The following is an 11799-nucleotide window of genomic DNA, read 5'->3' as shown; positions in this document are numbered from 1 at the left end:
TCTCTATGAAAGACGTTGGCGGGCTATGCGCATTGGTGTCCTCACCTCCGGCGGCGACTGCCCCGGTCTCAACGCTGTCATCCGTTCGGTCGTGCACCGCGCCGTCGTCGACCACGGCGACGAGGTCATCGGCTTCCACGACGGCTGGCGTGGACTGCTCGAATGCGACTACCGCAAGCTCGACCTGGACGCGGTGGGCGGCATCCTGGCACGTGGCGGAACGATTCTTGGCTCATCCCGTGTCCAGCCCGCGCATCTGCGCGACGGCGTCGAGCGGGCCAAGGGCCACCTCGCCGACCTGGGCCTGGACGCGGTCATCCCGATCGGCGGCGAAGGCACGCTGAAGGCGGCCCGGCTCCTGTCGGACGCGGGTCTGCCGATCGTCGGGGTGCCCAAGACGATCGACAACGACATCGCGGTGACCGATGTGACGTTCGGCTTCGACACCGCGGTCGGCGTGGCGACCGAAGCCCTCGACCGCCTCAAGACGACCGCCGAGTCGCACCAGCGTGTGCTGATCGTCGAGGTCATGGGCCGGCACACCGGCTGGATCGCGCTGCACTCGGGCATGGCCGCGGGCGCGCACGCGATCGTCGTGCCTGAGCGGCCCTTCGACATCGAGGAACTGGCGCGGAAGGTCGGCGAACGGTTCTCCGCGGGCAAGAAGTTCGCGATCGTCGTGGCCGCCGAGGGCGCCAAGCCCCGCGAGGGCTCCATGGCCTTCGACGAGGGCGTCAAGGACATGTACGGCCACGAGCGGTTCGCCGGCATCGCCCGGCAGCTCTCCATCGAACTGGAGCAGCGCCTGGGCAAGGAGGCGCGTCCGGTGATCCTCGGGCACGTCCAGCGCGGCGGCACCCCCACCGCGTACGACCGCGTGCTCGCCACCCGCTTCGGCTGGCACGCCGTGGAGGCCGTGCACCGCGGCGAGTTCGGCAAGATGACGGCGCTGCGCGGCACGGACATCACGATGGTCCCGCTCGCCGAGGCCGTCGAGACGCTGAAGACGGTGCCGGACGAGCGCTACGCCGAGGCGGAGTGCGTCCTCTAGACCAGGCTTCAGACCGGACGTCAGGTCAAGACTGATCGAGCTTTAGATCAAGACTCAACGAACGGCCCCCGGACGCGTCGGCGTCCGGGGGCCGTTCTAGTCTGGTGCGGACACACAGCGCACAACCGCACGAATCAGGAGCCAGCGGATGGATCACAGCGGGCACGGCATGAACATGGATCTGCCGCCGTTCACGCTGGGGCGCGGGCTCGAACTCTCGGCCGACCCCTTCTTCCTCATCGGCTCCCTGGTGGCCCTCGCCCTCTATGCCTGGGGCGTGGTGCGGCTCGTGCGACGCGGTGACAAGTGGCCGGTCGGCCGCATCATTTCCTTCGTGGTGGGCGTGCTGACCATCCTGCTCGTGATGTGCACCAAGCTGAACGACTACGGCATGGTCATGTTCAGTGTGCACATGGTGCAGCACATGGTCATCAGCATGCTCTCGCCGATCCTGCTCCTGATGGGCGCCCCGATCACCCTCGCCCTGCGCGCGCTGCCGGTCGCGGCCCGTCGCGGTCACAAGGGCCCGCGCGAGTGGCTGCTGTGGGTCCTGCACAGCCGCTACATGAAGATCATCACGCACCCCGCGTTCACCATCCCGCTCTTCATCGCGAGTCTGTACGCCCTGTACTTCACGCCGATCTTCGACACCCTGATGGGGTCCAAGGTCGGCCACATCGGCATGATGCTGCACTTCCTGGCGGTCGGCCTCGTCTTCTTCTGGCCGATCATGGGCGTCGACCCGGGCCCGCACCGGCCCGGCTACATCATGCGGATGCTGGAGCTGTTCGCGGGCATGCCCTTCCACGCGTTCTTCGGCATCGCCCTGATGATGGCGTCCGAGCCGATGGTCGGCACCTACAAGAACCCGCCCGCCTCGCTCGGCATCGACGCCCTCGCCGATCAGACGGCCGCGGGCGGCATCGCCTGGGCGTTCAGCGAGGTGCCGTCGGTGCTCGTGCTGCTCGCGCTCCTCTTCCAGTGGTACCGCTCCGATCAGCGCCAGGCACGGCGTACGGACCGGGCCGCTGACCGTGACGGTGACAAGGAGCTGGAGGCGTACAACGCCTATCTCGCCTCACTGGCCGCGCGCGGGCGCTAGCGGCGAAGGGTATTCGCGGGTCAGGATGGCCTTAGGCCGCGGTCCTGGCGTCAAGGCGTCGGGGCTGCCGGGAGGAGGCAGGGCGATGCCTGATTCGACGAAGACGATGGGTGTGTTCACCATCGGAGGCTTGGTGGCGGTGACCGCCTACACGGTCGCGCTCGGTAGCAACGGCTGGCTGTGGTTCGGCTGGGTCGTCATCGGGATGCTCACGCTGGCGATGGTGCTCTCGCGCAGCACCCCCTGAGGGGCGCCGCGCGGCAGCGAGGAGAGGTGCGGGGCGCGGCGACGCCCGCCCGGAAACGGTCAGAAACGGAAGACGGCGCCTGTCGAGAACCCCATCTCGCAGGCGTTGCCGTACGTCTTCTGCCAGCTGACCGGCTTGCCGCGGTGGGTCCCCGTCGCGCTCACGGTGACCGGGGCGTACTGCTTGGTGCAGATCCCCTTCTTCGCCGGCAGCGCGTCGAAGTCGCCGCCCGCCGCGTCGATCGCCGCGCAGGCCTCGGCCATGTGCGGATGGTGTCCGGGCTGCTGCGTCACGCAGTCGAGCAGCACCCCGCGGACCCAGGCGTTGTGGTCCCCGGTGACGGTGAGGAAGACGCCGCTCGACCGGGCGGGGGCCGTCTCGTCGGCCGCGTGGGCGGGCGCGGCCGCGGCGAGGGAGATCAGCGCGGCGGCGGTGGCCAGGGCCGGGTTCAGGCGGGACGTGGGGCGGGACCTCATGGGACCTCCTGGGACGGTGACGTGCTGCGTCGGAGAGAGGCCAGGCCACCCCCGCGGCAGCCGCTCACCGAGCCGGCACGCCGGGCGGTCACCCGTACGAGTCCGGCGCGGGGCCCGGATGGGCCTTCCGCCGGGCGAAGGGTCCGGGCCACTGGCTTCGTCGCTCCCTTCTCCCGTCGGGACGGCGCACCTAAACTGACCGCTGCGCGAGGACCCGTGACCTGCGACGACGCAGCACCCAGGCCGGTCCACCTACGTCAAGGAGCAACGGGTGTTCTACTACCTGCTCAAGTACGTCGTCCTGGGGCCGCTGCTGCGGCTCATGTTCCGGCCGCGTATCGAGGGGCTCGAGCACATACCGGATTCCGGCGCGGCGATCGTGGCGGGCAACCATCTCTCGTTCGCGGACCACTTCCTGATGCCCGCCATCATCAAGCGGCGGATCACCTTCCTCGCGAAGGCCGAGTACTTCACGGGGCCGGGACTCAGGGGCCGTCTCACGGCCGCGTTCTTCCACAGCGCCGGGCAGATCCCGGTGGACCGTTCCGGCAAGGAGGCGGGCCAGGCCGCGATCCGCGAGGGCCTGGGCGTGCTGCGCAAGGGGGAGCTGCTCGGTATCTATCCGGAGGGCACCCGCTCGCACGACGGGCGCCTCTACAAGGGGAAGGTCGGCGTCGCCGCGATGGCGCTCAAGGCGCAGGCACCGGTGATCCCGTGCGCGATGATCGGCACGTTCGAGGCGCAGCCGCCGGGTCAGAAGGTGCCCAACTTCCAGCGTGTGTCCGTCCGCTTCGGCGCCCCGCTGGACTTCTCGCGCTACGCGGGCATGGAGAACGAGAAGGCGGTCCTGCGGGCGGTCACCGACGAGATCATGTACGCCATTCTCGGGCTCTCCGGGCAGGAGTACGTCGACAAGTACGCAGCGGTCGTCAAGGCGGAGGAGGCCGAGCGGGACGCCGCGGCGAGGAGGCGGAAATTCCCCCGGATGCCGCTGAGTTGATGCCCTGACATACGGCCCTGCCGACATCGGGGGCGAGCACGGGCCGGCACGGGCGAAGAAGCGGACGAGCGAAGACAGCTCCAGGCGGCACAGCGAAGGGGCGACCGGGTGGACCCGGTCGCCCCTTGCTGAGATGCCTAGCGGCGGGCTGTCACGGCTTGGGCGTGGCGTGCGGGGTGCACGTCACGTCCTTGCTGTCCAGCTTGCCGGTGAGCAGGTAGGCCTCGACACGGTCGTTGAGGCACGGGTTGACCAGGTTCGTGATGCCGTGCGAACCGGCGTCCTTCTCCGTGATCAGACGCGAGCCCTTGAACCGCTTGTGCAGCTCGACAGCGCCCTCGTACGGCGTGGCGGCGTCACGGGTCGACTGGGCGATGAGGACGGGCGGCAGGCCCTTGCCGGTCTTGACCTCGACCGGCTCGTGCTGCTTGCTCTTCCAGGTCGCGCAGGGCAGGTTCATCCAGGCGTTGGACCACGTCATGAACGGGTTGTCACGGTGGATGCGGGTGTTGTCGCGGTCCCACTTCTTCCAGCTGGTGGGCCACTTGGCGTCGGCGCACTCGACGGCCGTGTAGACGGCGTTGCCGTTCTCCGACGCGATGTTGCCCGCGGTGTCCGACAGGTCGGGGCTTGCTGCCTCGATCAGCGGCTTGGCGTCACCGGCGACGTACTTGCTGAAGTTCGTCGCGATCCCCACCCAGGCGGAGTCGTAGTACGGAGCGCTCTGGAAGTAGGCGGTGAGCTCGGCGGGGCCGACGACCCCGCCAAGGGGCGCCTTCTTCGCGGCGGCACGCAGCTTGTCCCAGTTCTTGCTGACCTTCTCGGCGGTGGTGCCGAGGTGGAAGGTGGCGTCGTACTTGGCGACCCACTCCATCCAGTCCTTGAGACGGATCTCGAAGGCGACATCCTGGTCGAGGTTGGCCTCGTACCAGATCTTCTTCTTCGACGGGTTGACCACCGAATCGACGACCATACGACGCACGTGCGACGGGAAGAGCGTCCCGTAGACCGCGCCGAGGTAGGTGCCGTAGGAGACGCCGAGGAAGTTCAGCTTCTTCTCGCCGAGCGCGGCCCGGATGACGTCCAGGTCACGTGCGGTGTTCGGCGTCGTCATGTGCGGCAGCATCTCGCCGCTGCGCTCGGCACAGCCGTCCGCGTACTCGGCGGCCAGCTTGCGCTGGGCGCGCTTGTCCGCCTCGGAGTCCGGCACAGGGTCCTGCTTGGGGGCCTTGACGAACTCCTGCGGGTCCATGCAGGAGATGGGCGCCGAGTGACCGACACCGCGCGGCTCGAATCCCACGAAGTCGTACGCCTTCGCCGTCTTCTCCCAGAGCTTGGCCTTGGTGACCACGCGGGCGGGGAAGCGGAGGCCGGAGGCGCCGGGGCCGCCCGGGTTGTAGAGAAGGGCGCCCTGACGCTCCTTCTTCGTCCCGGTGTTGCCGATGCGGTCGACGGCAAGCTTGATCTTCTTGCCGTTGGGCTTGGCGTAGTCGAGCGGGACGCTGACCCAGCCGCACTTGATCGCCTTGTCCAAGCCCCAGTCGTCGGGGCACGCCTGCCAGTCGATACCGGCCTTGGCGGCACGCTGCGCGGCGAGCGCGACACCGCGCGCCTCCGAGCTGGTGCGTTGGCGGGCGTCAGCGTTTCCGCCGCTCCGGCGGGCGTCGGCACTGGCGACGGGCGCCAAGATCGCGCCCGCTATGAGCGAGCCCGTGATCAGCGTGCCGGCTGCGCCGAATGCTGTGGTGCGTCTCAACTGGTTCCTCCCCCTGTCGATTTACCTGTCGATTTTCGAACAGTAGGAGGATCCTGTCGTTCAACAGGTTCAGTGCGACAGACTGGGCGGGTATTTCTTTACCAATCCGATAGACGGTGCACGGAACCCCGCTGAGCGGTTATGCCCCTGTTCAGGTGAGTGTGCGCAGCGCCTGATCGAGAGTGCGCCGTACGCGCAGCGCGTCGGGAGCGACCGCGGTGACGAGCACGGCGGGTCCGGCGAGCGGGGTGAGCGCGGCCGCTTCGCCGAGCAGCGCGGGCTCGGGACGGCTCTGCTCGAACTCAGGGCGTACGACGACGAGCTGCCCGATGGCGCGATTCCCCGCCAGGACAGCGGGGCCGTCCCATCCGCCGGGTGCGCCGGGACCGCAGGAGAGCTCCTGATCCAGGAGCAGCCGGCCGGCACGGCGCACGGTCAGGCGGCTGGTGAGACGTCCCGATTCCTCACCGGTCCGGCCGAGCACCTGCTCCTCCCGCAGCACGAGGCTCGCGCTCCCCGCGAGCTCGGCCCGCGTGGTGACCCGCAGATCGCTCTCGCGTACGGAGATCAACTGCTCCGGAAGCCAGCACAGTTCGGCGTCCTCACCGACCGTGAGCCGCACGTCGTACCGCGCCTGCTCCTTCGACTGCCCCGGCAGGGCGAGCGTGGCGGCGGCCGAGCCGATACGCAGCCGGGCCCCTTCGTGGGCGGCGGCCTCGACAGTGAGGTGATCACCCCCGAGGGGGCCGCTCATCGCCCCGACGAGGGTGACGTGGGCGCCTGCTCCGGCCGACCGGGTGCGGCGCGGGACGATCGGCCCGTGACCGTCGAGCACGGGCAGGGCGGTGCCGCCCCGCCCGTCACCTCGCGCGGTGATGCGGGCTGTGCCGCGCACCCCGGATGCCGCGACGGCGTGCACGGTCATGCGGACGCGGTCCAGGCGGCGTACTGGGCACGCACCCAGGCGGCGACGGGGGCGATGCCCTCGTCGGACCTCAGCGACTGGAAGATCACGGGCAGTTCGGCACGCTGGGCCTTGGCGTCCGCGGCCATCCCTGCGAGGTCGGAGCCGACGTACGGGGCGAGGTCGGTCTTGTTGACGACGAGCAGATCGGCGGTGGTGACGCCGGGGCCGCCCTTGCGCGGGATGTCGTCGCCGCCCGCGACGTCGATCACGAAGATCTGCGCGTCGACGAGTCCCTTGGAGAAGGTGGCGGTGAGGTTGTCCCCGCCGGACTCGACGAGGATCAGGTCCAGCGGCCCGACCTCGTCCTCAAGGTCCTCCACGGCCTCCAGGTTGGCGGAGATGTCGTCACGGATCGCGGTGTGCGGGCAGGCGCCGGTCTCCACGGCGGTGATCCGCTCGGGCGGCAGCACGGCCTCGCGCAACAGGAACTCGGCGTCCTCACGGGTGTAGATGTCGTTCGTGACGACGGCGAGGGCACGCTCGTCCCGCAGCTCCTTGCAGAGCGCGGCGACGGTGGCGGTCTTGCCGGACCCGACGGGCCCGCCGAGCCCGATCCGCAGGGCACGACGGCGCCCGTCGGGGCGGTGGGCGTCGGCGCTCACGGCGGCGGATTCGTCGTGGGAGTGGTTGAGGTGCATGGTGCGACTCCTATGGTTCAGCAATTCGTTTCGCCCTGTACGACAGGGCATTGCGGCGGGTGCCGCGCGAGGGGAGCCGGAAGCTTCCCTAGGACGCGAACAACCGCGCGGGCCACCCCGCATGCGCTTCCGCCCCGACCTCGAGCAGCGGCGCGGAGGCCGCGGGCAGCGCGTCGACCCCGTCGACCAGCGCCTCTCGCGCCGCGTCCGCCGCGGCCCGCGCCACGAGGTCGAGCTCGGGCGCGAGGCGGGCAAGCACGCCCGTCGCGTCGAACGGGTCGAGACTCAGCAACCGGACGGTCGCCGTCGCGGGCCCGCTGACGCACTCGTACACCGAGCAGTAGGCGGCGTCCTGCGCATCGAGCCCTGCCGCCCGGGCGGCGAGCCCGAGAACGACGGGCTGATGCGCTCCCTTGGGCCGGGCAGCCGCCAGCCGGTCCAGCGAGGGATCGGGCCACGCGGCTCGCGCGGCCCGCATCATCTGCCGCCCGAGCCGCCGCCCGGCGACCCGCAGCGCGGCCGAGGGTGTCCGCGCGTCGGCGGCCTCGTCAAGCTCCAGCGGGTCGGACCCGAGCGCGGCCGCCGCCGCCAGTGAGGCCGACACGAGCCCCGTCGTGTGCAGCCGGCCCCGGCAGAACTCCTCCAGGTCCCCGCCGCCGGTGATACGCCCTGCCTTGACGGCTTCCTCGGCCCCGCCGGAGTGCGCGTGCCCTCCGGCGGGGAACCGGCCGTCGGCCAGCACGAGTAGTGCGGCTCTGGACATAACGGCGCCCGTCAGAACAGGAAGTACCGCTGCGCGAGCGGCAGTTCGGCGGCGGGCGACGGCTCGACCAGCTCACCGTCGATGGCGACGGCGAAGCTGTCGGGAGCGACCTCGACCCTCGGCAGAGCGTCGTTCTCGCGCATGTCCGCCTTGGTGCGCCCGCGCGTCGAGCGGATCGCGGTGAACTCCTTGGCCAGACCGAGCCGTTCCGGCAGCCCGTCGTCAAGCGCCGACTGGGTCACGAAGTTGAACGAGTTGAGCCCCGGTGCCTTGCCGCGCGCACCGAACATGGGCCGCGGAAGGACCGGCTGCGGCGTGGGGATCGAGGCATTGGCATCGCCCATCTGCGCGTATGCGATCTGCCCGCCCTTGATGACCACCAGCGGCTTGACGCCGAAGAAGACCGGGTCCCACAGCACCAGGTCGGCGAGCTTGCCGCTCTCCACCGAGCCGATCACGTGGTCGACGCCCTGCGCGACGGCCGCGTTGATCGTGTACTTGGCGACATAGCGACGCGCACGCCGGTTGTCCGCACGCGAGTCCCCCGGCAGGAAGCCACGCCGTCGCTTCATCACGTGCGCGGTCTGCCACGTACGCATGACGACCTCGCCTATGCGCCCCATGGCCTGCGAGTCCGACGACATGATCGAGATGGCACCGAGGTCGTGCAGGATGTCCTCGGCCCCGATGGTGGTGGGCCGGATCCGCGACTCGGCGAAGGCGAGGTCCTCGGGGACCGCCGCGTTGAGGTGATGACAGACCATCAGCATGTCGAGGTGTTCCTCGATGGTGTTGACGGTGTGCGGCCGCGTCGGGTTGGTGGAGCTCGGCAGCATGTTCGGCAGGGACACCGCCGTGATCATGTCCGGGGCGTGCCCACCGCCCGCGCCCTCGACGTGGAAGGCGTGCAGCGTGCGGCCCGCGACGGCGTCGAACGTGTCGCCGACGAAGCCCGCCTCGTTGAGGGTGTCGGTGTGGACGGCGAGCTGGGCCCCCGTGTCCTCACAGACGTTCAGGCACGCGTCGATGGTGGCGGGTGTCGCGCCCCAGTCCTCGTGGATCTTGAAGCTGACGGCTCCGGCCCGCAGTTGGTCGTGCATGGACTCGGTGGAGACCGTGTTGCCCTTGCCGAGGAAGCCGATGTTGACCGGGCTCGACTCCATCGCCGCGAACATCCGGGCCAGGTGCCACGCGCCGGGGGTGATGGTGGTGGCCTTGCTGCCCTCGGCCGGTCCGGTGCCGCCGCCGATGAGGGTGGTGACTCCGGAGGCAAGCGCCTCGTCGACGATGGTCGGCGAGATGAAGTGGATATGGGTGTCGATGGCGCCCGCGGTGAGGATCTTGCCGTTGCCCGCGAGCACTTCGGTCTCGGGGCCGATGACGAGATCGGGGTGTACGCCGTCCATCGTGTCCGGGTTGCCGGACTTGCCGATGCCGGTGATCCGGCCGTCGCGTATGCCGACGTCGGCCTTGACGATGCCCCAGTGATCGATGATCACGGCGCCGGTGATGACGGTGTCGGGGGCTCCTTCGGCGCGCGTCGTGCGCGACTGCCCCATCGATTCACGGATGACCTTGCCGCCGCCGAACACCGACTCGTCGCCGGAGAGTCCGGGGCCGCCGGAGCGGTCCTCCTCGATCTCGACGAGGAGATCGGTGTCGGCGAGCCGGATCCGGTCGCCCGTGGTGGGGCCGAACAGGTCCGCGTACGCGGCACGGGACAGCTCAGGCATCGAGAGCACCTCCGGTCTCGCCGCGCAGGCCGGGCACGATACGCAGACCGGCCAGGGGGACGAGTTCGACGTCGACGGGGATTCCGGGCTCGAAGCGCACGGCGGTGCCGGCGGCGATGTTGAGCCGTTTGCCGTGCGCGGCGGCACGGTCGAAGTCGAGACCGGGGTTGGCCTCGGCGAAGTGGTAGTGGGAACCGACCTGGACAGGGCGGTCGGCGGCGTTCAGGACGGTGAGGGGGGTGACCTCGCGGCCTTCGTTGTAGGCGACGGGCTCGTCGGCGAAGAGAATCTCGCCAGGGATGACGGGTTGCGCGGAACTCATGTCTGGGCCCCCGTCAGACGATCGGATCGTGGACGGTGACGAGCTTGGTGCCGTCCGGGAAGGTGGCCTCGACCTGGACGTCGTGGATCATCTCGGGGATGCCGCCCATGACGTCGTCGCGGGTGAGCACCTTGCGCCCCGATGACATGAGTTCGGCGACGGTGCGGCCGTCGCGGGCGCCTTCAAGAATGTGGGACGTGATGAGAGCGATCGCCTCGGGGTGGTTGAGCCGCAGCCCCCGCGCCCTTCGCTTCTCGGCCACATCCGCGGCCACATGGATGAGCAGTCTCTCCTGCTCGTGCGGGGTCAGTTGCACGCGTCCCACCTCACAGTCCTCGCTCCGGACCGTGCGGGGTCCGGCTGCCGCGGCCACCGCGACGGGTATAGATGTAACACACAGGCAGTACGCTTGATCTTGCGCACCCCGGTTACGAAAACCCCTGGTGGCGTGGCTTTGCAGGCTAGTTGGGAGGAGTTTCAACGAGGTTAACCAGCGCTTGACCGCTTCATGACCATCAGCTGGGCTCCCCCATACCTACCGGCCGGGCTTCCCCATGCTCATCAGGCCGCGCAGACCGTCCGGCAGGGCTTCCGCCGGCACCTCGTCGAACAGCGCGAGCTGCGCGACGAACCCCTGGGCCGCGGCGACCATCATCCGCGCGACATGGTCGGCCGGGATGTCGTCACGCATCATGCCCGCCGCCTGATACCCCTCGACGATCTTCACCCAGGCCACGCGCACCCGTGGCGTACCCCTGCCTCATCAGGGCGGCCAGCTCTTCGTTGCGCAGAGTCTCCGCCCACACCTGGACGATCAGCCGCGGGAAGTACGAGGACTCCCCCCTCCTCGCCCCCCCCGGCCTCCGACTGAGCACCTGAGTCAGGGCGCGACCGACCAGCACGTCCGGCGGTGGCGGCGGGGCCTCCTCGGCAGCGGCCTCGAAAGTCGCCTGGATCCACTCCAGAACCTCGCCGACGATCGCCCCGATCAGCTGACCGCTGCGTGCTTACTCCGTCGGCGAGGACCGTCGCCAGAACAGGTGGTGCGTCACGCCGCTCGGGCTTGGTACGACCTCCAGGTGGAACCGGTCGAGCAGCTCATCGGGGGAATCCCAGAGGCGAAGCCCGGACCCGAGCTTCACCGGCGAGACCGCCACATGCAGGGTGTCAACGAGGTCGGCATCGAGGAACTGCCGGATGGAGGTGACCCCGCCGCCGAGCCGTACGTCCCTGCCCTGTGCCGCTTGCCGTGCCCGTTCGAGGACCGTGGCCGGGTCGCCGTCGACGAAGTGGAACGTGGTGTCGGAGAGCGTGAACGACGGACGCTCGTGGTGGGTCATGACGAACACCGGCGTGTGGAACGGGGGCTCCTCCCCCCACCAGCCCCGCCACTCGTGGTCCGGCCAGGGCCCGCGCTGCGGCCCGAACTTGTTGCGGCCCATGATCTCGGCGCCGATGTTGCGGGCGAAGTCTCGCGTGAAGTAGTCGTCGAGGCCCCGGCTTCCTCCGGAATCCGTGCGCATGGGCCAGCTCGCTGTGGCTCCGGCCCAGGCGAAGAGCCTCTCGGCATGATCGAGGCCGAACGGCAGGTCGAGCCTCTGGTGCTCACCGGCACCGATCCCGTCGGCCGAAACGTTGAAGTTCATGACTCTCAGCAGTTGATCCACGTGTTCCCTCGTCAGGTCCTGTCGCGTCATGGTGTGCGGCGGGGCGCCACACACCATGACGTCGAACGAGAGGTGGC

The 11799-nt window shown here is 69.6% G+C and carries 14 protein-coding genes; 4 read left to right on the top strand and 10 right to left on the bottom strand.

The genetic code is table 11. From position 1 onward, the window contains the following. Positions 1 to 25 precede the first annotated feature (25 nt). From ACFVXC_RS19085 to ACFVXC_RS19075, 3 genes are all read left to right on the top strand, one after another. On the top strand, positions 26 to 1051 hold the full coding sequence (locus tag ACFVXC_RS19085) for a 6-phosphofructokinase (protein ID WP_351164320.1): 1026 nt from the start codon (positions 26 to 28) through the stop codon (positions 1049 to 1051). Positions 1052 to 1199: 148 nt separating this feature from the next. Beyond that, positions 1200 to 2153, top strand: a complete 954-nt coding sequence (locus tag ACFVXC_RS19080; RefSeq protein WP_389906587.1) for a cytochrome c oxidase assembly protein — start codon at positions 1200 to 1202, stop codon at positions 2151 to 2153. Between the two features lie 85 nt (positions 2154 to 2238). Continuing rightward, entirely contained in the window at positions 2239 to 2400 is a 162-nt protein-coding gene (locus ACFVXC_RS19075; RefSeq protein WP_190078913.1) for a hypothetical protein, read from the top strand. A gap of 59 nt (positions 2401 to 2459) precedes the next feature. Here the strand turns inward: ACFVXC_RS19075 and ACFVXC_RS19070 are convergent, their stop codons facing one another. Continuing rightward, positions 2460 to 2876 (bottom strand): SSI family serine proteinase inhibitor, encoded by a 417-nt coding sequence (locus tag ACFVXC_RS19070; protein ID WP_389906586.1) that lies wholly within the window; start codon positions 2874 to 2876, stop codon positions 2460 to 2462. Between the two features lie 271 nt (positions 2877 to 3147). Between ACFVXC_RS19070 and ACFVXC_RS19065 the strand changes: the two genes are divergently transcribed. Then, entirely contained in the window at positions 3148 to 3876 is a 729-nt protein-coding gene (locus ACFVXC_RS19065; RefSeq protein ID WP_389906585.1) for a lysophospholipid acyltransferase family protein, read from the top strand. Positions 3877 to 4027: 151 nt separating this feature from the next. Here the strand turns inward: ACFVXC_RS19065 and ACFVXC_RS19060 are convergent, their stop codons facing one another. The 9 genes from ACFVXC_RS19060 to ACFVXC_RS19020 form a co-directional block, all read right to left on the bottom strand. Beyond that, positions 4028 to 5632 carry an alpha/beta hydrolase gene (locus ACFVXC_RS19060; protein ID WP_389906584.1) on the bottom strand — a complete coding sequence of 535 codons (1605 nt, stop codon included), beginning with the start codon at positions 5630 to 5632 and terminating at the stop codon, positions 4028 to 4030. Between the two features lie 151 nt (positions 5633 to 5783). Beyond that, positions 5784 to 6557, bottom strand: a complete 774-nt coding sequence (locus ACFVXC_RS19055) for an urease accessory protein UreD (protein ID WP_389906583.1) — start codon at positions 6555 to 6557, stop codon at positions 5784 to 5786. Beyond that, entirely contained in the window at positions 6554 to 7237 is a 684-nt protein-coding gene (ureG, locus tag ACFVXC_RS19050; protein ID WP_389906582.1) for an urease accessory protein UreG, read from the bottom strand. The genes ACFVXC_RS19055 and ureG overlap by 4 nt, the downstream gene beginning before the upstream one ends. An 88-nt stretch (positions 7238 to 7325) precedes the next feature. Further along, positions 7326 to 8000, bottom strand: a complete 675-nt coding sequence (locus tag ACFVXC_RS19045) for an urease accessory protein UreF (RefSeq protein ID WP_389906581.1) — start codon at positions 7998 to 8000, stop codon at positions 7326 to 7328. Positions 8001 to 8011: 11 nt separating this feature from the next. Then, positions 8012 to 9733, bottom strand: a complete 1722-nt coding sequence (locus ACFVXC_RS19040) for an urease subunit alpha (protein WP_389906580.1) — start codon at positions 9731 to 9733, stop codon at positions 8012 to 8014. After that, positions 9726 to 10055 (bottom strand): urease subunit beta, encoded by a 330-nt coding sequence (locus tag ACFVXC_RS19035; RefSeq protein WP_389906579.1) that lies wholly within the window; start codon positions 10053 to 10055, stop codon positions 9726 to 9728. Before ACFVXC_RS19035 ends, ACFVXC_RS19040 begins: the two co-directional genes overlap by 8 nt. A gap of 13 nt (positions 10056 to 10068) precedes the next feature. Next, positions 10069 to 10371 (bottom strand): urease subunit gamma, encoded by a 303-nt coding sequence (locus ACFVXC_RS19030; protein ID WP_389906578.1) that lies wholly within the window; start codon positions 10369 to 10371, stop codon positions 10069 to 10071. 219 nt (positions 10372 to 10590) lie between these two features. Beyond that, positions 10591 to 10797, bottom strand: a complete 207-nt coding sequence (locus ACFVXC_RS19025; RefSeq protein WP_389906577.1) for a hypothetical protein — start codon at positions 10795 to 10797, stop codon at positions 10591 to 10593. A gap of 265 nt (positions 10798 to 11062) precedes the next feature. Continuing rightward, positions 11063 to 11722: a dihydrofolate reductase family protein gene (locus ACFVXC_RS19020; RefSeq protein WP_389906576.1), complete on the bottom strand. Its 660-nt coding sequence runs from the start codon at positions 11720 to 11722 to the stop codon at positions 11063 to 11065. Positions 11723 to 11799: the final 77 nt, after the last annotated feature.

Origin of the sequence: Streptomyces sp. NPDC058257 (assembly GCF_042881845.1) — a bacterium.
Lineage (GTDB): Bacteria > Actinomycetota > Actinomycetes > Streptomycetales > Streptomycetaceae > Streptomyces.
This window is presented reverse-complemented; position numbering and strand designations above follow the sequence as displayed.